The sequence below is a fragment of the Enterobacter cloacae complex sp. 2015409 genome (assembly GCF_041365315.1).
In the GTDB taxonomy this organism is placed as follows: domain Bacteria; phylum Pseudomonadota; class Gammaproteobacteria; order Enterobacterales; family Enterobacteriaceae; genus Enterobacter; species Enterobacter pseudoroggenkampii.
This window is the reverse complement of sequence record NZ_JBFTVM010000004.1, coordinates 188591-211620: the sequence shown is the minus strand read 5'-3', so window position 1 is coordinate 211620 and position 23030 is coordinate 188591. Positions and strand designations below refer to the sequence as shown.

Annotated in this window: 24 protein-coding genes; 19 read left to right on the top strand and 5 right to left on the bottom strand. The window is 56.6% G+C overall.

What is annotated here, in order from left to right; all coding sequences use genetic code 11:
* The first annotated feature begins 15 nt into the window (after nucleotides 1-15).
* On the top strand, nucleotides 16-750 hold the full coding sequence (gene cysH / locus ACDO57_RS18965) for a phosphoadenosine phosphosulfate reductase (RefSeq protein WP_024909260.1): 735 nt from the start codon (nucleotides 16-18) through the stop codon (nucleotides 748-750).
* A 116-nt stretch (nucleotides 751-866) separates the two neighbouring features.
* Here cysH and ACDO57_RS18960 read toward each other — a convergent pair whose 3' ends face one another.
* On the bottom strand, nucleotides 867-1910 hold the full coding sequence (locus ACDO57_RS18960) for an aminopeptidase (RefSeq protein WP_090418468.1): 1044 nt from the start codon (nucleotides 1908-1910) through the stop codon (nucleotides 867-869).
* A gap of 237 nt (nucleotides 1911-2147) precedes the next feature.
* Between ACDO57_RS18960 and cysG the strand changes: the two genes are divergently transcribed.
* From cysG to rpoS, 13 genes are all read left to right on the top strand, one after another.
* Complete coding sequence (cysG, locus tag ACDO57_RS18955; RefSeq protein ID WP_024909258.1) at nucleotides 2148-3506, top strand: siroheme synthase CysG; 1359 nt, start codon at nucleotides 2148-2150, stop codon at nucleotides 3504-3506.
* Between the two features lie 9 nt (nucleotides 3507-3515).
* Nucleotides 3516-4424: a sulfate adenylyltransferase subunit CysD gene (gene cysD / locus ACDO57_RS18950; protein WP_006811770.1), complete on the top strand. Its 909-nt coding sequence runs from the start codon at nucleotides 3516-3518 to the stop codon at nucleotides 4422-4424.
* A 9-nt stretch (nucleotides 4425-4433) separates the two neighbouring features.
* Nucleotides 4434-5858, top strand: coding sequence for a sulfate adenylyltransferase subunit CysN (gene cysN, locus ACDO57_RS18945; RefSeq protein WP_061714541.1), 1425 nt, complete (start codon nucleotides 4434-4436; stop codon nucleotides 5856-5858).
* Nucleotides 5858-6463 (top strand): adenylyl-sulfate kinase, encoded by a 606-nt coding sequence (cysC, locus tag ACDO57_RS18940; RefSeq protein WP_148769505.1) that lies wholly within the window; start codon nucleotides 5858-5860, stop codon nucleotides 6461-6463. The genes cysN and cysC overlap by 1 nt, the downstream gene beginning before the upstream one ends.
* Before the next feature lie 58 nt (nucleotides 6464-6521).
* Entirely contained in the window at nucleotides 6522-6848 is a 327-nt protein-coding gene (locus tag ACDO57_RS18935; protein ID WP_008499610.1) for a DUF3561 family protein, read from the top strand.
* A gap of 166 nt (nucleotides 6849-7014) precedes the next feature.
* Nucleotides 7015-7326: a cell division protein FtsB gene (gene ftsB / locus ACDO57_RS18930; RefSeq protein ID WP_008499609.1), complete on the top strand. Its 312-nt coding sequence runs from the start codon at nucleotides 7015-7017 to the stop codon at nucleotides 7324-7326.
* A 19-nt stretch (nucleotides 7327-7345) separates the two neighbouring features.
* Entirely contained in the window at nucleotides 7346-8056 is a 711-nt protein-coding gene (ispD, locus tag ACDO57_RS18925; RefSeq protein ID WP_023308993.1) for a 2-C-methyl-D-erythritol 4-phosphate cytidylyltransferase, read from the top strand.
* Nucleotides 8056-8535: a 2-C-methyl-D-erythritol 2,4-cyclodiphosphate synthase gene (gene ispF / locus ACDO57_RS18920; RefSeq protein WP_008499607.1), complete on the top strand. Its 480-nt coding sequence runs from the start codon at nucleotides 8056-8058 to the stop codon at nucleotides 8533-8535. The genes ispD and ispF overlap by 1 nt, the downstream gene beginning before the upstream one ends.
* Nucleotides 8532-9581 (top strand): tRNA pseudouridine(13) synthase TruD, encoded by a 1050-nt coding sequence (gene truD / locus ACDO57_RS18915; protein ID WP_290093857.1) that lies wholly within the window; start codon nucleotides 8532-8534, stop codon nucleotides 9579-9581. The genes ispF and truD overlap by 4 nt, the downstream gene beginning before the upstream one ends.
* Nucleotides 9562-10323 carry a 5'/3'-nucleotidase SurE gene (gene surE, locus ACDO57_RS18910; RefSeq protein WP_021241911.1) on the top strand — a complete coding sequence of 254 codons (762 nt, stop codon included), beginning with the start codon at nucleotides 9562-9564 and terminating at the stop codon, nucleotides 10321-10323. Before truD ends, surE begins: the two co-directional genes overlap by 20 nt.
* Nucleotides 10317-10943: a protein-L-isoaspartate(D-aspartate) O-methyltransferase gene (locus tag ACDO57_RS18905; RefSeq protein ID WP_023333224.1), complete on the top strand. Its 627-nt coding sequence runs from the start codon at nucleotides 10317-10319 to the stop codon at nucleotides 10941-10943. The genes surE and ACDO57_RS18905 overlap by 7 nt, the downstream gene beginning before the upstream one ends.
* Before the next feature lie 116 nt (nucleotides 10944-11059).
* On the top strand, nucleotides 11060-12184 hold the full coding sequence (gene nlpD, locus ACDO57_RS18900) for a murein hydrolase activator NlpD (RefSeq protein ID WP_061714543.1): 1125 nt from the start codon (nucleotides 11060-11062) through the stop codon (nucleotides 12182-12184).
* Between the two features lie 59 nt (nucleotides 12185-12243).
* A complete protein-coding gene (gene rpoS / locus ACDO57_RS18895) occupies nucleotides 12244-13236 on the top strand; it encodes an RNA polymerase sigma factor RpoS (RefSeq protein ID WP_008499600.1) in 993 nt (330 codons plus the stop codon).
* A 52-nt stretch (nucleotides 13237-13288) separates the two neighbouring features.
* Here the strand turns inward: rpoS and ACDO57_RS18890 are convergent, their stop codons facing one another.
* Nucleotides 13289-13669 carry a DUF4440 domain-containing protein gene (locus ACDO57_RS18890; RefSeq protein ID WP_024909252.1) on the bottom strand — a complete coding sequence of 127 codons (381 nt, stop codon included), beginning with the start codon at nucleotides 13667-13669 and terminating at the stop codon, nucleotides 13289-13291.
* Nucleotides 13666-14868 carry an MFS transporter gene (locus ACDO57_RS18885; protein ID WP_370884429.1) on the bottom strand — a complete coding sequence of 401 codons (1203 nt, stop codon included), beginning with the start codon at nucleotides 14866-14868 and terminating at the stop codon, nucleotides 13666-13668. The genes ACDO57_RS18890 and ACDO57_RS18885 overlap by 4 nt, the downstream gene beginning before the upstream one ends.
* A 108-nt stretch (nucleotides 14869-14976) precedes the next feature.
* On the opposite strand from ACDO57_RS18885, the gene ACDO57_RS18880 reads away from it, so the two are divergent.
* Nucleotides 14977-15864 (top strand): LysR family transcriptional regulator, encoded by an 888-nt coding sequence (locus tag ACDO57_RS18880; RefSeq protein ID WP_370884459.1) that lies wholly within the window; start codon nucleotides 14977-14979, stop codon nucleotides 15862-15864.
* Here ACDO57_RS18880 and ACDO57_RS18875 read toward each other — a convergent pair.
* Nucleotides 15861-16268, bottom strand: a complete 408-nt coding sequence (locus ACDO57_RS18875; protein WP_023294441.1) for a MarR family winged helix-turn-helix transcriptional regulator — start codon at nucleotides 16266-16268, stop codon at nucleotides 15861-15863. The genes ACDO57_RS18880 and ACDO57_RS18875 overlap by 4 nt on opposite strands.
* Before the next feature lie 171 nt (nucleotides 16269-16439).
* Between ACDO57_RS18875 and ACDO57_RS18870 the strand changes: the two genes are divergently transcribed.
* The 3 genes from ACDO57_RS18870 to ACDO57_RS18860 are packed head-to-tail and all read left to right on the top strand — an operon-like array spanning nucleotide 16440 to nucleotide 18691.
* Nucleotides 16440-17042 (top strand): non-oxidative hydroxyarylic acid decarboxylases subunit B, encoded by a 603-nt coding sequence (locus tag ACDO57_RS18870; RefSeq protein ID WP_370884428.1) that lies wholly within the window; start codon nucleotides 16440-16442, stop codon nucleotides 17040-17042.
* Complete coding sequence (locus ACDO57_RS18865; RefSeq protein ID WP_024909247.1) at nucleotides 17032-18459, top strand: non-oxidative hydroxyarylic acid decarboxylases subunit C; 1428 nt, start codon at nucleotides 17032-17034, stop codon at nucleotides 18457-18459. The genes ACDO57_RS18870 and ACDO57_RS18865 overlap by 11 nt, the downstream gene beginning before the upstream one ends.
* A 10-nt stretch (nucleotides 18460-18469) precedes the next feature.
* Nucleotides 18470-18691: a non-oxidative hydroxyarylic acid decarboxylases subunit D gene (locus tag ACDO57_RS18860; protein ID WP_003862116.1), complete on the top strand. Its 222-nt coding sequence runs from the start codon at nucleotides 18470-18472 to the stop codon at nucleotides 18689-18691.
* A 138-nt stretch (nucleotides 18692-18829) separates the two neighbouring features.
* Here ACDO57_RS18860 and mutS read toward each other — a convergent pair whose 3' ends face one another.
* Nucleotides 18830-21397, bottom strand: a complete 2568-nt coding sequence (gene mutS, locus ACDO57_RS18855; protein ID WP_370884458.1) for a DNA mismatch repair protein MutS — start codon at nucleotides 21395-21397, stop codon at nucleotides 18830-18832.
* Between the two features lie 159 nt (nucleotides 21398-21556).
* On the opposite strand from mutS, the gene ACDO57_RS18850 reads away from it, so the two are divergent.
* Nucleotides 21557-23008, top strand: coding sequence for a tyrosine-type recombinase/integrase (locus ACDO57_RS18850; RefSeq protein ID WP_370884427.1), 1452 nt, complete (start codon nucleotides 21557-21559; stop codon nucleotides 23006-23008).
* Nucleotides 23009-23030: the final 22 nt, after the last annotated feature.

The following is a 23030-nucleotide window of genomic DNA, read 5'->3' as shown; positions in this document are numbered from 1 at the left end:
CCACGAGAGGTAATTATGTCCGTACTCGATCTAAACGCGCTTAACGCATTGCCAAAAGTCGAACGCATTCTGGCACTCGCAGAAACCAATGCCCACCTTGAAAAGCTGGACGCCGAAGGGCGCGTGGCGTGGGCGCTGGAAAACCTGCCGGGAGACTATGTGCTGTCGTCGAGCTTTGGTATTCAGGCGGCGGTCAGCCTGCATCTGGTGAATCAGATCCGTCCGGACATTCCGGTGATCCTCACCGATACCGGCTACCTGTTCCCGGAAACCTACCAGTTTATTGACGAGCTGACGGACAAGCTCAAGCTGAACCTCAAAGTTTACCGCGCGACGGAAAGCGCGGCCTGGCAGGAGGCGCGCTACGGTAAGCTGTGGGAACAGGGCGTTGAGGGCATTGAGAAATACAATGAGATCAACAAAGTTGAGCCGATGAACCGGGCGCTGAAAGAGCTCAATGCGCAGACATGGTTTGCTGGCCTGCGCCGCGAGCAGTCCGGCAGCCGGGCAACCTTGCCGGTGCTGGCGGTCCAGCGCGGGGTGTTTAAAGTGCTGCCGATTATCGACTGGGATAACCGGACGGTGTATCAGTATCTGCAAAAGCACGGGCTGAAGTACCATCCGCTGTGGGACCAGGGCTATCTGTCGGTGGGTGACACCCACACCACGCGCAAATGGGAACCGGGAATGGCGGAAGAAGAGACGCGATTCTTTGGGCTGAAGCGCGAGTGCGGGCTGCACGAAGGGTGATCCTTATCCTCCCCCTCACCCTAACCCTCTCCCCAAAGGGGAGAGGGGATTGCCCGGAGCCGTCTTTTCTCCCTCGCCCCTTTGGTGAGAGGGCAGGGGTGAGGGGAAAATAAGCACTAGGCTTTCCCCGCTTTCGCCAGCTCCTTCACCAGCGGCAGCATCACCTTCACCACATCACGGCTGCGGTGCTCAATCCGCTGCGGCAGCGCGCGATCGATGTGCTGCTGATTATCCAGCATCACGTTGTGCCAGCTTGTCCCGTCCGGGAAGGCTTTCGATTTAGCCCGCTGCTGATAGCCATCTTTCTTGCCCAATGCCCAGTTTGTCGCTTCGACATACAGCACCGGAATGCCCGCCTTATCGAACACTTCCCCGTCGTTGCAGCAGCCCGTTCCTCGCGGGTAATCCGGGTTACCGCCGGGGTTGCTGGTGGCATAAACCCCGTGGCTGCGGGCAATCGCCAGCGCACGATCTCGCGTCAGTTTCCGCACGGTACCCGGCGTACTTTGCCCGCTGTTGAAATAGAGCTTGTCGCCGACGATCAGGTTATCGAGGTTGATCACCAGCAGCGTATTTTTCTTCTCCTCAGCGCTCATGCGTTTAAGGAGATTCTCAGCGCCGAGTTTGCCCTCTTCTTCACCGCTGGTGGCCACGAAACGGATACCATACTGGGTTGGAATATCCTTCATCCGCTCGGCCAGTTCGAGCATCACGCCCAGGCCTGCCGCGTTGTCGTCCATGCCCTGCAGCGTCAGCCCGCCGAGGTTGTTATCCGTATCGGCGTCACTCATCGGGGCGTAGGTATCAAGGTGCGCCATAATAATAATTTGCTCTTTTGCGGTACCTTCATGCGCCGCGATAACCGTACTGCCGGTCACGTTATGCCAGTTTTTCGTTTTGTTTCGTGAGGTATAGACGTAGCGGCTGTGAAACGACCGGATGTCGCTCTGGTAGCCCATCCCGGCAAACTGCTGGCGAAGATAGTCCGCGGAGAGCATTTCCGCAGGCGAACCGGTCATACGGCCAGGAAAGACGGTGGCAATATGCCGCGCCTGCATAGTGGCGATTTCACCATAAGGTTGGTTTTTTGCCTGGGCAGGAAGAATAAAGCAAACGCCGAGCGCCAGGGCAGCAATACGGTGGCGCGTTGCGGAGAACATAGTGAGTCCTTAAAAACTGAGCAAAATAATAACCCGCTTAGTATGAAACTGTGATCGTCCATACACAATTTGAATTGCTCTTAAATGCCCGAAATTTCGCGTGTTAAGCACTTTTTGGTATTAGCTTTTTCACGGCGTTATTCCATTGAGTAACTACTCATTCCAATTCGTAATTTCATTCGGTCTAAGCCGCCCCCTATAGTCCCTCTATTCCTCGTTGTTAGTGAGTTGTTGCTTGTGGACTATCTGCCCTTATTTGCCGCGATAAAAGAGAAGCCGGTGCTGGTTGTTGGCACGGGTGAAATTGCCGATCGCAAAATTGCGTTTCTGCAGCGCGCAGGGGCGCAGGTGCGGGTAGTAGCAGAAGCGGATTTCGACGAATCACAAATCGACAGCGTCGTGCTGGTGATTGCGGCGACCGAAGATCGCGACCTGAACCGGCGGATTTCCGAGGCCGCTCAGGCCCGCTACCGCCTGGTGAACGTGGTGGACGACCAGCCTTTATGCTCGTTTATCTTCCCGTCGATCGTTGACCGTTCGCCGCTGCTGGTGGCGATCTCCTCCGGCGGTACCGCACCGGTGCTGGCGCGCGTGCTGCGGGAAAAAATCGAAGCGCTGCTGCCGACCAGCCTCGGGCGCATGGCGGAAAAAGCCAGCTACTGGCGCAACCATCTGAAAACCCGCCTGACCAGCGTGACGGAACGCCGTCGCTTCTGGGAACGCGTGTTTCGCGGCCGCTTTGCCAGCCTGATGCATGCCGGCAATGAGACGGCGGCGCAGAAAATTCTTGAAGACGAACTGGATAACCCCGGCAGCACCGGCGGGGAGATCATTCTGGTAGGCGCAGGACCGGGCGATGCCGGGCTTCTGACGCTGCGCGGACTGCAGGTGCTGCAGGACGCGGACGTGGTGTTTTACGACCATCTGGTTACCGACGGCGTGCGCGAGCTGATCCGTCGCGACGCGGAGCAAATCTGCGTCGGCAAACGGGCTGGCGAGCACTCTGTGCCGCAGCACGACACCAACCAGATGCTGATTGACGCCGCCAAAGCGGGTAAAACCGTGGTGCGCCTGAAAGGGGGAGACCCGTTTATCTTCGGTCGCGGCGGCGAGGAGCTGCAGGCGGCAGCCGAAGCGGGCGTACCGTTCCAGGTGGTGCCCGGCATTACGGCGGCCTCTGCGGTAACTGCCTACGCCGGTATCCCGCTGACCCACCGCGATTACGCCCAGAGCGTGACCTTTGTGACCGGCCACTACAAGGCCGACAGCACACCGTTCGACTGGTCCCATCTCGCCCAGAGCCGCCAGACGCTGGCGATCTACATGGGTACGATGAAGGCGGCGGATATCAGCGAACAGCTTATTCAGCACGGTCGCGAGGCGACGACGCCCGTTGCCGTCATTTCTCGCGGCACGCGCGTCGATCAGCACGTTGCGACGGGCACCCTGGAACAACTTGCAACCCTGGCGAAAGACGCCCCGATGCCCGCCCTGATCGTGGTGGGAGAAGTGGTGCAGCTGCACAGCACGCTCGCCTGGTTCCAACACACAACCGATACAGAAGGCTTCGGTTCTTCTGTCGTAAATTTGGCTTAAGGAACGGTTATGGACCAAAAACGTCTTACACACCTGCGGCAGCTCGAAGCGGAGAGTATCCATATCATCCGCGAAGTGGCCGCCGAGTTTTCTAACCCGGTGATGATGTACTCCATCGGTAAAGATTCCAGCGTCATGCTGCATCTGGCGCGTAAAGCGTTTTATCCGGGCACGCTGCCGTTCCCGCTGCTGCACGTGGATACCGGCTGGAAATTCCGCGAGATGTATGAGTTTCGCGACCGTACCGCCAAAGCCTACGGCTGCGAGCTGCTGGTGCATAAAAACCCGGAAGGGGTGGCGATGGGCATTAACCCATTCGTGCACGGCAGCGCCAAGCATACCGATATCATGAAAACCGAAGGGCTGAAGCAGGCGCTGAATAAATACGGTTTTGACGCTGCTTTTGGCGGTGCGCGCCGTGACGAAGAGAAATCCCGCGCCAAAGAGCGTATCTACTCCTTCCGCGACCGCTTCCACCGCTGGGACCCCAAAAACCAGCGCCCGGAGCTGTGGCACAACTACAATGGTCAGATCAACAAAGGCGAAAGCATTCGCGTCTTCCCGCTCTCTAACTGGACCGAGCTGGATATCTGGCAGTACATCTATCTGGAAAACATCGAGATCGTTCCGCTGTATCTGGCCGCCGAGCGCCCGGTACTGGAGCGCGACGGCATGCTGATGATGATCGACGACGATCGCATCGACCTGCAGCCGGGTGAAGTGATCAAGAAACAGATGGTCCGTTTCCGCACCCTCGGCTGCTGGCCGCTGACCGGCGCGGTGGAATCCAGCGCGCAGACGCTGCCGGAGATCATTGAAGAGATGCTGGTGTCCACCACCAGTGAGCGACAGGGGCGCGTGATTGACCGCGACCAGGCAGGCTCCATGGAGCTGAAGAAACGTCAGGGTTATTTCTAAGGAGCCGCCATGAACACCACTATTGCTCAACAAATTGCCAACGAAGGCGGCGTGGAAGCCTATCTGCACGCGCAGCAACATAAAAGCCTGCTGCGTTTTCTGACCTGCGGCAGCGTGGATGACGGTAAAAGTACCCTGATTGGCCGCCTGCTGCACGATACGCGCCAGATTTACGAAGATCAGCTCTCTTCCCTGCATAACGACAGTAAACGTCACGGTACCCAGGGGGAAAAACTCGATCTGGCCCTGCTGGTGGACGGCCTGCAGGCGGAGCGCGAGCAGGGCATCACCATCGACGTGGCCTACCGCTATTTCTCTACCGAGAAACGCAAATTTATTATCGCCGACACCCCGGGGCACGAACAGTACACCCGCAATATGGCGACCGGCGCGTCGACCTGCGACCTGGCGATCCTGCTGATGGACGCGCGTAAAGGCGTGCTGGATCAGACCCGTCGTCACAGCTTTATCTCCACGCTGCTGGGGATCAAACATCTGGTGGTGGCGGTCAACAAGATGGATCTGGTGAACTTCAGCGAAGAGAAGTTCGAGGAGATCCGCCAGAGCTACCTGACCTTTGCCGAGCAGCTGCCGGGCAACCTGGATATCCGCTTTGTGCCGCTCTCGGCGCTGGAAGGGGATAACGTCGCGTCCCAGAGCGCGAACATGCCGTGGTACAGCGGCCCGACGCTGCTGGAAGTGCTGGAAACGGTTGAAATCCAGCGCGTGGTCGACACCCAGCCGATGCGCTTCCCGGTACAGTACGTGAACCGTCCAAACCTCGATTTCCGCGGTTTCTCAGGCACCCTCGCGTCAGGCTCCGTGAAGGTCGGCCAGCGCGTTAAGGTGCTGCCATCCGGCGTGGAATCTACCATCGCCCGCATCGTCACCTTCGACGGTGACCTGCAGGACGCGGGCGCCGGTGAAGCCGTAACGCTGGTGCTGAAAGACGAGATTGATATCAGCCGGGGCGATCTGCTGGTGGATGCCCAGGAAACGCTGGCGGCCGTACAGGGGGCTTCCGTGGATGTGGTGTGGATGGCGGAGCAACCGCTGACGCCGGGCCAGAGCTACGACATCAAAATTGCCGGCAAGAAAACCCGCGCCCGCGTGGACGGTATTCAGTTCCAGGTGGACATCAACAATCTCACCCAGCGCGAGGTTACCGAACTGCCGCTGAACGGCATTGGTCTGGTCGATCTGACCTTCGACGAACCGCTGGTGCTGGATCCGTATCAGCAGAACCCGGTGACGGGGGGGCTTATCTTTATCGACAGGCTGACCAACGTTACCGTCGGGGCCGGTATGGTCCGCGAACCGATTAAACAGTCTGTCGTGGCGTCTGAATTCAGTGCCTTCGAGCTGGAACTGAACGCGCTGGTGCGTAAACACTTCCCGCACTGGGGCGCACGCGATCTGCTGGGAGGCAAGTAATGGCTGCCCATGATGAGAACGTCGTCTGGCATCCTCATCCGGTCACCGTCGCCCAGCGCGAACAGCTCCACGGTCACCGTGGGGTTGTGCTGTGGTTTACCGGGCTGTCCGGCTCGGGTAAATCGACGGTGGCGGGCGCGCTGGAAGAGGCGCTGTATCAGCAGGGCGTAAGCACGTACCTGCTGGATGGTGACAACGTGCGTCACGGCCTGTGCAGCGATTTAGGGTTTAGCGACGACGACCGTAAAGAGAACATCCGCCGGGTAGGCGAAGTGGCCAGCCTGATGGCGGACGCCGGGCTGGTGGTACTGACCGCGTTTATCTCTCCGCACCGCGCCGAGCGCCAGATGGTGCGTGAACGCGTGGGCCAGGATCGCTTTATCGAGGTGTTTGTTGATACGCCGCTGGAGATTTGCGAAGCGCGCGACCCGAAAGGGCTGTACAAAAAAGCGCGTGCCGGAGTACTGCGAAACTTCACCGGAATTGACGCGGTATACGAAGCGCCTGAATCGCCTGAAATTCACCTGGAGGGTCAACAATTGGTAACAAATTTAGTAAGCCAATTATTAGACCTGCTCAGACGGGACGATATTATCAGATCCTGAGACGGTATCGTTCGGGAGCTGTCTTCCCGAACGATGAGTCACGGTCACAGGATTAGCTATGCGCAACAGTGAACATTACATCACCACCACCGGGTCGGAGCCGCTCGCGACCGACGACGAAACGACCTGGTCATTTCCTGGGGCCATCATCGGCTTCGTCTCATGGTTGCTGGCGCTGGGTATCCCGTTTCTCATCTACGGCGGTAACACGCTGTTCTTCTTTCTCTACACCTGGCCTTTCTTTCTGGCGCTGATGCCCGTGGCGGTTGTCGTCGGCATTGCGCTGCACTCGTTGCTCAACGGTAAGCTCCTGTACAGCACCGTGGTCACGATTGTGACGGTGGTTCTGATGTTTGGTCTGTTATTTTTGTGGCTCATGGGCTAACTTCAGCCATAATTCAAACCGTAACCAACTGTGTAACGATATTGTGCAGGACGATTCTGCGGAAAAAATGTGGTACATTTGCCCGCGATGTTGCGGCATCTCTGTTACCCCGGCGTAGTGCTCTGGGGAAGTCTTGGGATGATGATGCCGTTTTTCAGGGGGCAGGATGGGTAAACTAACGCTGCTGTTGCTGGCTTTGCTAATCTGGCTGCAATATTCGCTGTGGTTCGGTAAGAACGGACTGCACGACTATAGCCGGGTAAGCGATGACGTCGCGGCTCAGCAGGCAACAAACGCCAAACTTAAGGCGCGAAACGATCAACTCTTTGCTGAAATTGATGACCTCAATGGCGGGCAAGAGGCGATTGAGGAACGCGCACGCAATGAACTCAGTATGACTAAGCCGGGCGAAACCTTTTATCGTCTGGTTCCGGATGCGTCTAAACGCAATCAGGGCTCAGCACAAAACAATCGATAATCAGGCCCAGGATTACGACATGGCAGTAACTTTTTCGGACGTATGCGCCGTGGTGCCGGCCGCAGGTTTTGGCCGGCGCATGCAGACAGAATGTCCCAAGCAGTACCTCTCTATTGGCGATAAAACGATCCTCGAGCACGCCGTGGCGGCGCTGCTGGCGCACCCGCGGGTGACGCGGGTGATCATCGCTATCAGCCCTGGCGATGCGCGCTTTGCACAGCTGCCGCTGGCAAATCATCCACAGATTACCGTCGTTGACGGTGGCGCCGAGCGCGCCGATTCCGTGCTGGCTGGCATTCAGGCCGCCGGAAACGCGCCGTGGGTGCTGGTGCATGACGCGGCGCGTCCGTGTCTGCATCAGGACGATCTCGCTCGCCTGCTGGCATTGAGCGAAACCAGCAAAGTGGGTGGCATTCTGGCCGCCCCCGTGCGCGACACCATGAAGCGCGCCGAGCCGGGCAAACAGGCTATCGCCCACACCGTCGATCGCGTCGATTTATGGCACGCGCTGACGCCACAATTTTTCCCCCGCGAATTACTCCACGACTGCTTAACGCGTGCGCTTAAAGAAGGTGCGACCATCACGGACGAAGCCTCTGCGCTGGAATATTGCGGTTTCCACCCTGAGCTTGTTGAAGGACGCGCTGATAATATTAAAGTGACGCGTCCGGAAGATTTACAGCTTGCGGAATTCTATCTTACCCGTTCGACCCATCAGGAGAAGGCATAATGCGAATTGGACACGGTTTTGATGTACACGCCTTTGGCGGAGAAGGCCCAATTATCATTGGCGGCGTGCGAATTCCTTATGAAAAAGGACTGCTGGCACATTCTGATGGCGACGTGGCACTGCATGCGCTGACCGACGCGCTGCTCGGCGCTGCCGCGCTGGGTGATATCGGCAAGCTGTTCCCGGACACCGACCCGGCATTTAAAGGCGCGGACAGCCGCGAACTGCTGCGCGAAGCGTGGCGCCGCATTCAGGCGAAAGGCTACACCCTCGGCAACGTCGACGTGACGATTATTGCCCAGGCCCCGAAAATGCTGCCGCACATTCCGCAGATGCGCGTGTTTATTGCCGAAGATCTGGGCTGCCACATGGACGACGTGAACGTCAAAGCGACGACGACCGAGAAGCTGGGCTTTACCGGGCGCGGCGAAGGGATTGCCTGTGAAGCCGTTGCGCTGCTGGTGAAGGCGAGCAAATGACAGACTTCGACAACCTGACATACCTGCACGGTAAACCGCAGGGGAACGGGGTGCTGAAAGCCAGCCCTGAAGACTTCCTCGTGGTAGAGGATCTGGGCTTTGAGCCGGATGGCGAAGGCGAACATATCCTGGTGCGTATTCTGAAAAATGGCTGCAATACCCGCTTTGTGGCCGACGCGCTGGCAAAATTCCTTAAAATTCATGCCCGCGAAGTGAGCTTTGCCGGGCAGAAAGATAAACACGCCGTCACTGAACAGTGGCTCTGCGCGCGCGTTCCCGGTAATACGATGCCTGATTTAAGCAAATTTGAGCTTGAGGGTTGTAAGGTACTGGAATTCGCCCGCCACAAGCGCAAACTGCGTCTGGGGGCGTTGAAGGGTAACGACTTTACGCTGGTGCTGCGGGAAGTGACCCACCGTGAAGACGTTGAAAAACATCTGAACGCTATCAGTGAACGCGGCGTGCCGAACTACTTTGGCGCGCAGCGCTTTGGTATTGGCGGCAGCAACCTGCAGGGTGCGCTGCGCTGGGCGCAAAGCGATGCACCGGTGCGGGACAGGAATAAACGCAGTTTTTGGTTGTCGGCGGCCCGGAGTGCGTTGTTTAATCAGATTGTGAGCGAAAGGCTGAAAAAACCGGACGCGAATCAAGTTGTTGTTGGCGATGCGCTACAATTAGCGGGACGCGGAAGCTGGTTTGTGGCAACGGCCGAAGAAATGGCCGATGTGCAGTCGCGCGTGGACGCAAAAGCGCTGATGATTACCGCCGCGCTGCCCGGTACGGGCGACTGGGGAACACAGGGCGACGCGCTGGCCGCCGAGCAAGCAGCCGTAGCGGATGCGCCAGAACTGCAATCCTTGCTGGTGCGGGAAAAAGTCGACGCGGCACGCCGCGCAATGCTGCTCTATCCGCAGCAGTTAAGCTGGAACTGGTGGGATGACGTAACCGTCGAGTTACGCTTCTGGCTGCCGGCAGGTAGCTTTGCCACCAGTGTTGTCAGGGAACTTATCAACACCTCGGGTGATTATGCGAATATTGCTGAGTAACGATGACGGGATCCACGCGCCGGGCATTCAGACCCTGGCGAAACACCTCCGTGAATTTGCGGATGTGCAGGTCGTGGCACCCGATCGTAACCGCAGTGGAGCGTCTAACTCGCTGACGCTGGAGTCGTCGCTTCGCACCTTTACCTTTGAAAATGGCGATATTGCCGTGCAGATGGGCACGCCAACCGACTGCGTTTTTCTGGGCGTGAACGCGCTGATGCGTCCGCGTCCGGATATCGTCGTCTCCGGCATTAACGCCGGGCCTAACCTCGGCGATGACGTGATTTACTCCGGTACCGTGGCGGCCGCAATGGAAGGGCGCCATCTGGGGTTCCCGGCGCTGGCGGTCTCGTTGAACGGCTACACGCACTACGACACCGCCGCTGCGGTGACCTGTTCGATCCTGCGGGCACTCGGCCGCGAGCCGTTGCGTACCGGGCGCATCCTCAACATCAACGTGCCGGATCTTCCTCTCGATGAAATTAAAGGCATTCGCGTCACCCGTTGCGGAAGCCGACATCCTGCCGATCAGGTGATCCCGCAGCAGGATCCGCGCGGCAACACGCTTTACTGGATTGGCCCTCCTGGCGATAAGTGCGATGCGGGTCCTGATACCGACTTTGCCGCCGTAGAAGAAGGCTATGTTTCGGTTACCCCGCTGCACGTAGATTTAACCGCGTATAGCGCGCATGATGTGGTGTCGGGCTGGCTGGATCGCGCAGGAGTGAACGCGCAATGGTAAACAAACGTGTACAAACTCTTCTGGAACAACTCCGCGCGCAGGGGATCCGCGACGAGCACGTGCTTGAAGCACTTGCTCAGGTTCCGCGTGAGAAATTTGTAGACGAGGCGTTTGAACACAAAGCGTGGGAAAACGTGGCGCTGCCCATCGGGCAGGGCCAGACGATTTCGCAGCCTTATATGGTAGCGCGGATGACGGAGCTGCTGGAGCTGACGCCCGACTCCCGCGTGCTGGAGATTGGCACCGGGTCGGGGTATCAGACTGCGATCCTGGCGCATCTGGTGCACCATGTATGCTCCGTTGAGCGGATTAAAGGTTTACAGTGGCAGGCGCGTCGTCGCCTGAAACAACTTGATTTACATAATGTTTCGACACGACACGGTGATGGATGGCAGGGTTGGAAGGCTCGCGCCCCGTTTGACGCCATCATCGTGACGGCGGCCCCGCCTGAAATTCCTGCTGCCCTGTTGTCGCAGCTGGATGAGGGGGGCATTCTGGTTCTGCCTGTCGGGGACGAGCAGCAGCTGTTGAAGCGCGTTCGCCGGCGCGGCGGCGAGTTTATTATCGACACCGTGGAAGCCGTGCGCTTTGTGCCTCTGGTGAAGGGGGAGTTGGCCTGAGACTCGGAATTATCCAGGGTTATTAAGGCAAATTCAGCGTATGGTGTGGCGCGAAAGATTCGTGCCATCACGGTAAATTTTAAGTCACTGGTAGTTAAAACATTCCTGGGGGATAAATGAGCGCGGGAAGCCCTAAATTCACCATCAGCCGTGTTGCGGCATTATCACTGGTTTCGCTCTGGCTGGCAGGTTGTACAAGTTCTAACAACGCGCCTGCGCCCGTCAGTTCCGTCGGCGGAAACAGCGGCTCCGGTAACACGTCCAGCGGAATGTTAATCACGCCGCCACCTAAAATGGGGACGGCTGCGCCGCAGAAAACACCACAAATTCAGCCTGTGCAACATCCTGTTACACAGCCAATGCAGGTTCAGCCAGTTGAACAACCTGTTCAGACCCAAAATGGCCGCATAGTCTATAACCGCCAGTATGGGAACATTCCGAAAGGCAGCTACACCGGTGGCAGCACCTATACCGTGAAACGCGGCGATACGCTGTTCTACATTGCGTGGATCACCGGGAACGATTTCCGTGACCTCGCGCAGCGCAATAACGTCCAGGCCCCATACGGTCTGGAAGTCGGGCAAACGCTCCAGGTGGGTAACGCGACGGGCACGCCGCTGACCCCTGGCAACACCGTTTCCGCGGCCGATGTGACGGCGCAGAATAACAGCGTTAAGCCTGCACAAAAATCCACCACGGTGGTTGCTTCACAACCTGTAATTACGTATTCTGAGGATTCAGGTGATCAGACTGCTAACAAAATGTTGCCGAATAATAAAGGGACTGCGACTGCTGTCACAGCACCGGTTACGGCACCTGTGGTTAGCTCTACTGAACCGACTGCCAGCAGTATGACCTCCAGTTCGCCGATTTCTGCATGGCGCTGGCCAACTGACGGCAAGGTTATCGAAAACTTCTCTTCCTCCGAAGGGGGAAATAAAGGGATCGATATCGCAGGGAGTAAAGGACAGGCTATCATCGCGACCGCAGACGGACGCGTTGTGTATGCCGGTAACGCTCTGCGCGGTTACGGTAATCTTATTATCATCAAACATAACGATGATTACCTGAGTGCCTACGCCCATAACGACACAATGCTGGTCCGGGAACAACAAGAAGTTAAGGCGGGGCAAAAAATCGCTACCATGGGTAGCACCGGAACCAGTTCTACACGCTTGCATTTTGAAATTCGTTACAAGGGGAAATCCGTAAACCCGCTGCAGTACTTGCCGCAGCGATAATTTGACGGGGCATGCCAGCCAGGGTGTCTCGTTCAGGGATCACGGGTAGGAGCCACCTTATGAGTCAGAATACGCTGAAAGTTCATGATTTAAATGAAGACGCGGAATTTGATGAGAACGGAGTAGAGGCTTTTGACGAAAAAGCCTTAGTAGAAGAGGAACCCAGTGATAACGATTTGGCTGAAGAAGAGCTGTTATCGCAGGGTGCCACACAGCGTGTACTGGACGCGACTCAGCTTTACCTTGGGGAGATTGGTTACTCCCCACTGCTAACGGCCGAAGAAGAAGTCTATTTCGCACGTCGTGCTTTGCGTGGTGATGTGGCCTCGCGTCGTCGCATGATTGAAAGTAATCTGCGACTGGTCGTGAAAATTGCCCGCCGTTACGGCAATCGTGGTCTGGCTCTGCTGGATCTGATTGAAGAGGGCAACCTGGGTCTCATCCGCGCAGTTGAGAAGTTTGACCCGGAACGCGGGTTCCGTTTCTCAACCTACGCGACCTGGTGGATTCGTCAGACCATCGAACGGGCTATTATGAACCAGACCCGTACGATCCGCCTGCCGATTCACATCGTCAAAGAGTTGAACGTTTATCTGCGCACCGCGCGCGAGTTGTCCCATAAGCTGGACCACGAGCCAAGCGCAGAAGAAATTGCCGAACAACTCGATAAACCGGTTGATGACGTAAGCCGTATGCTGCGTCTCAACGAGCGCATTACCTCCGTTGACACCCCGCTGGGTGGCGACTCCGAAAAAGCGCTGCTGGACATCCTGGCCGATGAAAAAGACAACGGCCCGGAAGACACCACGCAGGACGATGACATGAAGCAGAGCATCGTCAAATGGCTGTTCGAACTGAACGCCAAACAGCGTGAAGTGCTGGCACGTCGTTTCGGTTTACTGGGGTATGAAGCTGCGACACTGGAAGACGTCGGCCGCGAAATTGGCCTGACCCGTGAACGTGTTCGTCAGATTCAGGTTGAAGGTCTACGCCGCCTGCGTGAAATCCTGCAGGGGCAAGGTCTGAATATCGAAGCGCTGTTCCGCGAATAAGCAACCTTTCGTCAAAAAAGGCCCGTCGTGAGACGGGCCTTTTTCTTTTGTGTTACGGTTGCGTCGCCGTCTCGTGCAGCAGACGCCACACTATCCGATCGCCTTCCTGATTGAGCACCGCGGTTGACCAGCGCACGTTAACGGGCTGGTCCGGCCGGGTTTGCGTCTCCCGGTAATGGAGTACCGCGCCGTGAGGCCATGCCTGGCGCGTTGTTAATTCATCAATGACGATCTTCAGTCCGGGACGGCTTCCGCGCTGTTTTTCCAGAAAGCTGACAAGGCCGTCATAGTCGATATGAACGCCGCCCGGCGGGATCATCAGAAAATCGGGACGAAAACGGGCGTGCAGGGCGTCGGAATCACCTTCACCTTTGCCTAACCAGTCTTCAAGCGCAATGTGGAGGTCGATAATGTCGTGTTCGAAAGGCGTCATGAATTCTCCTGTCGCAGCTGGGTGAGCACCTGCGAATTGTTAAGACGAAAAACATACAGTACAGGCAGCAAGGTCATGCCTGCTGCAAAAATAAACATCCCGTGCCAGGCGGCGAGCGGTGGCATCCACGCCTGAGCCAGGTTCAGCACTTGGGCAAGCAGCAGGGCACCGGCAAAAAAGCTCAGCTGACGATTGAGATTCCACAGCGCGCTGGCATCGGGCATCTCTTCCCGGCGCGTTGTCAGAAACGCGCTGCTCTGAGCCGTACTGCTGCACAGGCTTCCTCCCGCGCCCATCAGGGTAAACGCAACGGCAGGCAGCAGCGTAGCCGAACTGATGTTAATCAATAGCAGGATACCCGTGGCCTGCAACAGGCAGCCGATGACGATCAGCGGCCGGGGACCGATACGGTTAAAATAACGTCCCGTTGCCGTGATGGCGATAAACGATGCCACGGACCACGGCAGCATGAGCATCCCCGTTGCGGCTGGGCTCATGTTCGCCACGTGCTGAAGATAAAACATGCCCGTGACGTTCACCCCAATAAATACGCCAGGAACGCATAAATAGACAAGCATGGAAAAACGTAAAAGTGGGTCCGCGAGCAACGACAGGTTTAACAGTCTGGCCGCTTTCATCGTGGGTTTTTCGTGTTTAAGCCACAGGCAGGCCAGAGCAAAGGTCACGATAGCGACCGGTAGCGTAGCGAAAAAGATCCATCGCCAGCCCAGCGTCTGCACCAGCACGCCGCCGACAGCCGGGGAGCAGGCCGGGGCAAGCAGCGCGACCAGCATCACCGCCGAGGAGAGTCTGGCACGCTCGTGAGGGTTATATTGTTGCCAGGTCAGCGCCTGTCCGACGGGGATCAGTAAGCCTCCTCCCACGCCCTGAAGCACTCGCCAGGCGATCAGACTTTCAAGCGTTGCAGACAGGCCCGCCGCTGCGGAGGCTGCGCTAAACAGAAAAAGCGAGAGCAGGATGACGCGCTTGGGCCCGATGCGGCGCGTGAGCACGCTGCTAAACGGGATCACCAGCGTCAGGCCGGCAATGTACCCGTTACTAACCCAGGTAAGGGCCGAAGGCGTGGCGTTAAAGGCGTGAGCCATTGCCGGGAACGCGACGCTGGCAATGAACATGTTGATCAAATCAAGAAAAAAGCCCAGCAGATAAACAACGGCGACTTTGCTGCGATACGTCATGGTGGATCCTCCGGTGAGGTGGCGTATCGTATCGGCTCGGTAATCACGGATAAACCTGACAAAGCGCGATATACTGTCAAAAATATTTTGACAGTAAAGGGCGTGATGATGATTAACCTGCAGCGGACGCAGATGTTTGTCGCGGTGGCCGACACCGGCAGTTTTACGGCGGCCGCCGAGGCGATGGGGCTGACAAAAGCGGTCGTCAGCTTCAATATTCGCCAGCTTGAAGATGAGCTGGGCGTTACGCTGCTGCTGCGCTCCACCCGTCGACTGACGTTAACCGAGGCGGGCGCGCTTTTTCATCAACGCAGCGTGGCGCTTCTGAAGGATGCCGAACGGCTGCAGGATGATGTCCGTGCGAATCATGCGGGGCTTACTGGCGAACTGCGGATCACCACTACGCCCGAGTATGGCTCCCGGGTGGTGGTGCCGCTGCTGGCCAGGTTTAGCCAGCAGCACCCGGATCTTCGCGTACGACATGCTTCGTCGTCCCTGCACGCCGACCTTATCTCGGAGCGCTTTGACGTGGCCATCCGGCTGGGAACGCTTGCCGATTCGCGCAACCACGCCGCGCTGATTTCGCACTTTTCTATTCTCCCTGTGGCGACGCCCGGGTGGCTCGTTAACCATCCGATAGAAACGCTTGCGCAGCTGGCTCACGCGGACTGGATTATTCACGAGCGCCTGGCCTCGCCGCTGCGCTGGCAGGTGAGAGATGCCAGCGGTGCGCCTGACATGCTGGAGATAAAACAAGCGCCGCGCCTGTTTGCCGACAGCGCTCAGGCCCTTATGGCTTTTGCGCTCGCAGGCGGTGGGGTGGCGTTACTGCCGGAATGGCTGGTACGCGGTGCGCTTGAAGCGGGAAAACTGGCCCCGGTATTACCGGAATATACCTTTGCGCGGCAGGGTATCTATGCGGTGTATCCTGATGCCCGGCATGTGTCAGCGAAAGTGCGCACCTTTATCGATTTTATGCGCACCAGCGTGAATTAATCGTGCATCATTTTTTTAATGAGCGCCGAGAACTGCTCCCGCTCGGCCTTGTTTAGACGGCCTAAAAAGGCCTCATCAACCTCATTGCCTACCGGCTTACAGTCTGCAAGCAGGGCTTCCCCTTCTGGCGTCAGGAAGACAAACCGGCGGCGCTTATCCGCAGGGTCGTGCTCGCGTTTGACCAGACCACGCGCCTCCATGCGGCTGAGCATCTCCGCCAGGGTCGCTTTCGTGCTGACCGCGACTTCAGTCAATGCCACCTGTTCAATGCCCGGATGCTCGGCAATGGAGCGCATCACCGCATACTGTGGCTTGGTCAGTTCCGGCAAGGCATGTTGCCACTGCGCGGTATGCTGTTGAAAAAGCTGACGTAACAGGTGGAACGCCTCTTGTCTTAGTTCCATGAACACTCCGACGGAAAAAATCTCCCCCTATGATAGCCGCTATTGCTCTCAATTTTAACGCGGCATTTTTTAGCCATTCGTGTGATCGTATGCGAACGATCTTGTCAGAAAAACAATCCTGGAGTAGCTTATTTATAATGTTCGTGTACGAACAAATTATTGAGGTGATGAATGAGATTGATAGTAGGAATGACGGGAGCAACGGGCGCGCCGCTGGGCGTGGCGCTGCTGCAGGCGCTGCGGGAGATGCCGGAGGTGGAAACCCATCTGGTGATGTCTAAGTGGGCAAAAACCACCATTGAGCTGGAAACGCCTTACACCGCGCAGGACGTCGCTGCGCTGGCTGACGTTGTCCACAGCCCGGCTGACCAGGCCGCCACTATCTCTTCCGGCTCGTTTCGCACCGACGGCATGATCGTCATTCCCTGCAGCATGAAAACGCTCTCGGGAATCCGCGCTGGCTATGCCGAAGGGCTGGTGGGACGTGCGGCGGATGTGGTGTTGAAAGAGGGGCGCAAGCTGGTGCTGGTTCCCCGTGAAACGCCGCTCAGCACCATTCATCTTGAGAACATGCTTGCGCTCTCCCGCATGGGCGTGGCGATGGTGCCGCCTATGCCTGCGTATTACAACCACCCTCAGACCGCAGATGACATTACCCAGCATATTGTGACCCGCGTGCTCGACCAGTTCGGTCTGGAGCATAAAAAGGCGCGACGCTGGAACGGGCTGCGGGAGGCGAAACATTTTTCACAGGAGAATAAAGATGGCATTTGATGATTTGAGAAGCTTCCTCCAGGCGCTCGATGAGCAAGGGCAACTGCTGAAAATTGAGGAAGAGGTAAACGCCGAGCCCGATCTGGCGGCGGCAGCCAACGCGACCGGCCGCATTGGCGACGGCGCGCCCGCGCTGTGGTTCGACAACATTCGTGGCTTTACCGATGCCCGCGTGGTGATGAACACCATCGGCTCCTGGCAGAACCACGCCATTTCGATGGGGCTGCCGGCGAACACTCCGGTAAAAAAACAGATCGACGAGTTTATCCGCCGCTGGGATAAATTCCCCGTCACACCGGAGCGCCGCGCTAACCCGGCCTGGGCGCAGAATACGGTGGACGGTGAAGACATCAACCTGTTCGATATTCTGCCGCTGTTCCGTCTGAACGACGGTGACGGGGGCTTTTATCTCGATAAAGCGTGTGTCGTCTCGCGCGATCCGCTTGACCCGGATCACTTCGGCAAGCAAAACGTCGGGATCTACCGCATGGAAGTGAAGGGCAAGCGCAAGCTCGGCCTGCAGCCGGTACCGATGCACGATATCGCCCTGCATCTGCACAAAGCGGAAGAGCGCGGCGAAGACCTGCCGATTGCGATTACCCTCGGCAACGACCCGATCATCACCCTGATGGGCGCCACGCCGCTGAAATACGATCAGTCCGAGTATGAAATGGCCGGCGCGCTGCGTGAAAGCCCGTACCCGATTGCCACCGCGCCGCTGACCGGCTTCGATGTGCCGTGGGGTTCTGAAGTGATCCTGGAAGGGGTGATTGAGGGCCGCAAGCGTGAAATCGAAGGGCCTTTCGGCGAGTTTACCGGGCACTACTCCGGTGGCCGTAACATGACGGTTGTCCGTATCGACAAAGTCTCTTACCGCACCAAACCGATTTTCGAATCCCTTTACCTTGGCATGCCGTGGACCGAGATCGATTATCTGATGGGACCGGCTACCTGCGTGCCGCTCTACCAGCAGCTGAAAGCAGAATTCCCGGAAGTGCAGGCGGTTAACGCGATGTACACCCACGGTCTGCTGGCGATTATCTCCACCAAAAAACGTTACGGCGGTTTTGCCCGCGCGGTCGGTTTACGTGCCATGACCACGCCGCACGGTCTGGGCTACGTGAAGATGGTGATCGTGGTGGATGAGGATGTCGACCCGTTCAACCTCCCGCAGGTGATGTGGGCGCTGTCATCGAAAGTGAATCCTGCAGGGGATTTGGTGCAACTGCCGAACATGTCGGTCCTTGAACTCGACCCGGGATCCAGCCCGGCGGGCATTACCGACAAACTGATTATCGATGCCACTACGCCTGTCGCACCGGACACCCGTGGCCACTATAGCCAGCCGGTACAGGATCTGCCTGAAACCAAAGCCTGGGCCGAAAAACTGACCGCGATGCTGGCAGCACGCCAATAAGGAGGAAAAGATGATTTGTCCACGTTGTGCCGATGAGCATATTGAAGTGATGGCGACGTCGCCGGTGAAAGGGGTCTGGACCGTTTATCAGTGCCAGCATTGTTTGTATACCTGGCGCGACACTGAACCGTTGCGTCGTACCAGCCGCGAACATTACCCGGAAGCGTTCCGCATGACGCAGAAGGATATCGATGAGGCGCCGCAGGTGCCGACAATCCCGCCGCTGTTGTAAAAAAAGCCCGATGGCGCTGCGCTTACCGGGCGATAATATTGTGCGGTCTTTTGCCCGGTGGCGCTGCGCTTACCGGGCCTACGGGTTTGTAGGTCGGGTAAGGCGAAGCCGCCACCCGACAAAACAGACCGCAGAGAACTAAACCAGACTCTTCAAACGATAAATCCACTCCAGCGCCTGACGTGGCGTCAGTGAATCCGGATCGAGGTTTTCCAGCGCTTCCACGGCAGGCGATGTCTCTTCCGCCGGTACCAGCAGCGACATCTGCGTACCATCAATCTGCGTCGCCGCCGCATTCGGTGAGAGGCTTTCCAGTTCACGCAGTTTCTGACGCGCGCGCTTGATCACCTCTTTCGGTACACCTGCCAGCGCCGCGACGGCCAGGCCATAGCTCTTGCTCGCCGCGCCATCCTGCACCGTGTGCATGAAGGCAATGGTATCGCCGTGCTCCAGCGCATCCAGATGAACGTTCGCAACCCCTTCCATTTTCTCCGGCAGCTGCGTCAGCTCGAAGTAGTGGGTAGCGAACAGCGTCATGGCCTTGATTTTATTCGCGAGGCTTTCCGCACAGGCCCATGCCAGTGACAAACCGTCATAGGTTGACGTTCCGCGTCCGACTTCGTCCATCAGCACCAGGCTGTGCTCCGTCGCGTTATGCAGAATGTTTGCCGTTTCGGTCATCTCGACCATGAAGGTAGAGCGACCGCTCGCCAGATCGTCCGCTGCCCCGACGCGGGTAAAAATGCGGTCGATGGGGCCAATCTCCACGTTTTGCGCCGGGACGTAGCTGCCGATATAGGCAAGCAGGGCAATCAGCGCCGTCTGACGCATATAGGTACTCTTACCGCCCATGTTCGGACCGGTAATGATCAGCATTCTTCTCTGCGGTGACAGGCTCAGCGGGTTGGCGATGAACGGTTCATTCAGCACCTGCTCTACCACAGGGTGACGACCTTCAGTGATACGAATGCCAGGCTTGTCGGTAAAGGTCGGGCAGGTGTAGTTCAGCGTTTCCGCGCGTTCTGCCAGGTTCACCAGCACGTCCAGTTCCGCCAGCGCGCTGGCGCTCAGCTGCAGGTCGGCCAGGTGCGGCATCAGCATGTCGAACAGCTCGTCATAAAGCTGTTTTTCCAGCGCCAGCGCTTTACCCTTCGAGGTAAGGACTTTATCTTCGTACTCTTTCAGTTCAGGAATGATGTAGCGTTCGGCGTTTTTCAACGTCTGGCGACGCACGTAGTGAATCGGCGCCAAATGGCTCTGCCCGCGGCTGATCTGAATATAGTAGCCGTGTACCGCGTTATAACCCACTTTCAGGGTGTCGAGCCCGAGACGTTCGCGTTCGCGGATTTCCAGCTTGTCGAGGTAGTCCGTCGCACCGTCGGCCAGCGCGCGCCATTCGTCCAGTTCCTCGTTGTAGCCAGGGGCAATCACGCCGCCATCACGCACCAGAACCGGAGGCGCATCGATAATGGCGCGCTCCAGCAGTTCGCGTAGCTCGGTAAATTCGCCCATGGTTTCGCGGAGTTTCTGTACCGGCGCGCTGTCAACGTCGCTCAGCTGTGCACGGAGTTCCGGTAACTGCTGGAAAGCATGACGCATCCGCGCGAGGTCGCGCGGTCGTGCCGTGCGCAGCGCCAGACGAGCCAGGATACGCTCCAGATCGCCCACCTGGCGCAGGACAGGCTGCAGCTCGGTATAGCGATCCTGCAGGGCGGCAATCGTCTGCTGACGGCAAACCAGCGTAGCGGTATCGCGAATCGGCATATGCAGCCAGCGTTTCAGCATGCGGCTGCCCATTGGCGTTACCGTACTGTCGAGGACCGACGCGAGCGTGTTTTCTACGCCACCCGCCAGGTTCTGCGTGATCTCCAGATTACGGCGCGTGGCGGCATCCATGATGATGCTGTCCTGCTGGCGCTCCATGGTGATAGAGCGGATATGCGGCAGGGAGGTGCGCTGGGTATCTTTCACGTACTGCAGGAGACACCCTGCCGCACACAGCCCGCGCGGGGCATTTTCAACGCCAAAGCCAATCAGGTCGCGGGTGCCAAACTGCAGATTCAGCTGCTGGCGGGCGGTATCAATTTCGAATTCCCACAGCGGACGACGACGCAACCCACGACGGCCTTCAATCAGCGCCATTTCGGCGAAATCTTCGGCATAGAGCAATTCTGCCGGGTTGGTACGCTGCAGTTCGGCTGCCATCGTTTCACGGTCAGCCGGTTCACTCAGACGAAAACGTCCGGAGCTGATATCCAGCGTCGCGTAGCCATACCCTTTACCGTCCTGCCACAGCGCTGCCAGCAGGTTATCCTGGCGCTCCTGTAACAGGGCTTCATCACTGATGGTGCCAGGCGTGACGATGCGCACGACTTTGCGTTCCACCGGGCCTTTTGAGGTCGCCGGATCGCCGATCTGTTCGCAGATGGCGACGGACTCACCCTGATTCACCAGTTTCGCCAGGTAGTTTTCTACCGCGTGGTGCGGGATACCTGCCATCGGGATGGGTTCACCTGCCGATGCGCCACGTTTGGTCAACGAGATGTCGAGCAGCTGCGATGCACGCTTAGCATCGTCATAAAACAGCTCGTAAAAATCACCCATACGGTAAAACAGCAGGATTTCCGGATGCTGTGCCTTCAGCTTCAGATACTGCTGCATCATCGGCGTATGGCTAGAGAAGTCCTTATCAATGGCATCATTCATGTTGATTTTACTCATTTTTTAATTCTTTCAAGTGCTCATGTGGCCCTGGATAAATATCGTTTAAACGCACATAAACCAATTAGTTTGTAGCTCACTTGTAGCCTGGAGCGTGATAGGTTACTTTCTAATCATTCTTGGGCTACAAACAGTGGTGATACTTTGAAAACAACTCTCAGCCAGTCTTTTATTCTCAACAAGTTAAGCATTGGTGTGAAGCCTACTCTTAACGATGCAGGAAAAGTCGTTTTCGAAGCTAACCCTGACCAAAAACCTTACATAGTCTTTGATGACCATAGGGAGTCTCCTGTGGGATTCGGTGTTAAGGTGAGTTTGACGAAAAAAACCTATGTAATCCAGCGAAGAGTGTCTTCCGGTCATCGTACTGTGACTGAGGGTAAGAAACCAAGTTCTGTGCTGAAAGTTAAAGTTGGCAATGTTTCTGATTTTCCGAGTATTGATCAAGCTCGTGAAGCAGCCCGGCAGTTGGTTCAGACAATGCTCACAACAAAGAGAAACCCCAACAAAATTAAACGAGAAGCAGATGTTTCTGAACTCACTATGAGTGAAGTGTTTGCTCAATATCGTCAACACCTTCTTGGCAGGTCTAAACCAGCTAAACAGAACACACTTAATGTGCTGAACAAAGCAGAGAAGAGGCTTTCCGAGTGGTCTGGCCTGAGAGTTAAAGATCTTTCTGGTAATGAGATCCTTCGTAAGTTTGATGAAATTGCAAGTAGAGCCAGGACAGCAGCGGAACAAACATTCCGGTGGGCAAATGTAGCTGTCAGACATGCAATCGATATCGAATCGAGTAATGCCCAGACACAACAACGGCAACCATCGCTGTCATACAATCCATTTTCAATTCTGAAAGTGCAGAAGAAGTTCAGGACTCGTTCTGAGCTTGAAGACAGCTACAAAGCGAAAGGTGTCAGAAATCCGCTTTCGCCAAAAGATACTCTTGGACGATTTTTAACAGCATTGTACAACAAGAGGAGCTTCAACCGGCTTGGGTGCGATTATCTGCTACTGACTGTCCTGTTAGGTGCCAGAAAGGAAGAAACAGCATCTTTATGTTGGAGGGAAGCTCTCACCAATGAAGAAGCAAAAACGACAAGCTTTGTTGACCTGAGCAACCGAACCATCCGTTTTTACGACACTAAAAACAGAAATGATCACGAGCTTCCGATTTGTGATGCTGTCAAAATTATTCTTGAAGACAGAAGGGACATTGTTCAGGAAGCAGAGACTCGTCCAGAAAGGTTGAAATGGGTTTTCCCAGCCCGCTCTTCACGAAACAAAGTGGGTCATTACTCAGACAGTAAAAGTTTGAGAGAGTATCTTTGTGCAGAAGCAGGTATTGTCAAACTTGGTATGCACGATCTTCGCAGGACTTTTGGCCGTGTTGCTGAGGAACTTGTTACATATGCCGTTGTAAAGAGGCTACTCAATCACCGAAACACAACTGATCCGACTGAGAGATATGCCGTTCCTGACGAAGATCGAGTCTTTGATGCGTTACAAAAGATTGAGTTGCATATCTTGAAAAGTAGCCCTAAGTTGTATAATGATATTCTTGCATCAGCTAAATACCCACCCCTTAACGAGTAAACAAACCACGCGAGGACTAAAT

Excerpts from the sequence above, each read along its gene's own strand:
- cysH (WP_024909260.1), top strand. The coding sequence starts at position 16 with ATGTCCGTACTCGATCTAAACGCGCTTAACGCATTGCCAAAAGTCGAA.
- ACDO57_RS18960 (WP_090418468.1), bottom strand. The coding sequence starts at position 1,910 with ATGTTCTCCGCAACGCGCCACCGTATTGCTGCCCTGGCGCTCGGCGTT.
- cysD (WP_006811770.1), top strand. The coding sequence starts at position 3,516 with ATGGACCAAAAACGTCTTACACACCTGCGGCAGCTCGAAGCGGAGAGT.
- cysN (WP_061714541.1), top strand. The coding sequence starts at position 4,434 with ATGAACACCACTATTGCTCAACAAATTGCCAACGAAGGCGGCGTGGAA.
- cysC (WP_148769505.1), top strand. The coding sequence starts at position 5,858 with ATGGCTGCCCATGATGAGAACGTCGTCTGGCATCCTCATCCGGTCACC.
- ACDO57_RS18935 (WP_008499610.1), top strand. The coding sequence starts at position 6,522 with ATGCGCAACAGTGAACATTACATCACCACCACCGGGTCGGAGCCGCTC.
- ftsB (WP_008499609.1), top strand. The coding sequence starts at position 7,015 with ATGGGTAAACTAACGCTGCTGTTGCTGGCTTTGCTAATCTGGCTGCAA.
- ispD (WP_023308993.1), top strand. The coding sequence starts at position 7,346 with ATGGCAGTAACTTTTTCGGACGTATGCGCCGTGGTGCCGGCCGCAGGT.
- ispF (WP_008499607.1), top strand. The coding sequence starts at position 8,056 with ATGCGAATTGGACACGGTTTTGATGTACACGCCTTTGGCGGAGAAGGC.
- truD (WP_290093857.1), top strand. The coding sequence starts at position 8,532 with ATGACAGACTTCGACAACCTGACATACCTGCACGGTAAACCGCAGGGG.
- surE (WP_021241911.1), top strand. The coding sequence starts at position 9,562 with ATGCGAATATTGCTGAGTAACGATGACGGGATCCACGCGCCGGGCATT.
- ACDO57_RS18905 (WP_023333224.1), top strand. The coding sequence starts at position 10,317 with ATGGTAAACAAACGTGTACAAACTCTTCTGGAACAACTCCGCGCGCAG.
- nlpD (WP_061714543.1), top strand. The coding sequence starts at position 11,060 with ATGAGCGCGGGAAGCCCTAAATTCACCATCAGCCGTGTTGCGGCATTA.
- rpoS (WP_008499600.1), top strand. The coding sequence starts at position 12,244 with ATGAGTCAGAATACGCTGAAAGTTCATGATTTAAATGAAGACGCGGAA.
- ACDO57_RS18890 (WP_024909252.1), bottom strand. The coding sequence starts at position 13,669 with ATGACGCCTTTCGAACACGACATTATCGACCTCCACATTGCGCTTGAA.
- ACDO57_RS18885 (WP_370884429.1), bottom strand. The coding sequence starts at position 14,868 with ATGACGTATCGCAGCAAAGTCGCCGTTGTTTATCTGCTGGGCTTTTTT.
- ACDO57_RS18880 (WP_370884459.1), top strand. The coding sequence starts at position 14,977 with ATGATTAACCTGCAGCGGACGCAGATGTTTGTCGCGGTGGCCGACACC.
- ACDO57_RS18875 (WP_023294441.1), bottom strand. The coding sequence starts at position 16,268 with ATGGAACTAAGACAAGAGGCGTTCCACCTGTTACGTCAGCTTTTTCAA.
- ACDO57_RS18870 (WP_370884428.1), top strand. The coding sequence starts at position 16,440 with ATGAGATTGATAGTAGGAATGACGGGAGCAACGGGCGCGCCGCTGGGC.
- ACDO57_RS18865 (WP_024909247.1), top strand. The coding sequence starts at position 17,032 with ATGGCATTTGATGATTTGAGAAGCTTCCTCCAGGCGCTCGATGAGCAA.
- ACDO57_RS18860 (WP_003862116.1), top strand. The coding sequence starts at position 18,470 with ATGATTTGTCCACGTTGTGCCGATGAGCATATTGAAGTGATGGCGACG.
- mutS (WP_370884458.1), bottom strand. The coding sequence starts at position 21,397 with ATGAATGATGCCATTGATAAGGACTTCTCTAGCCATACGCCGATGATG.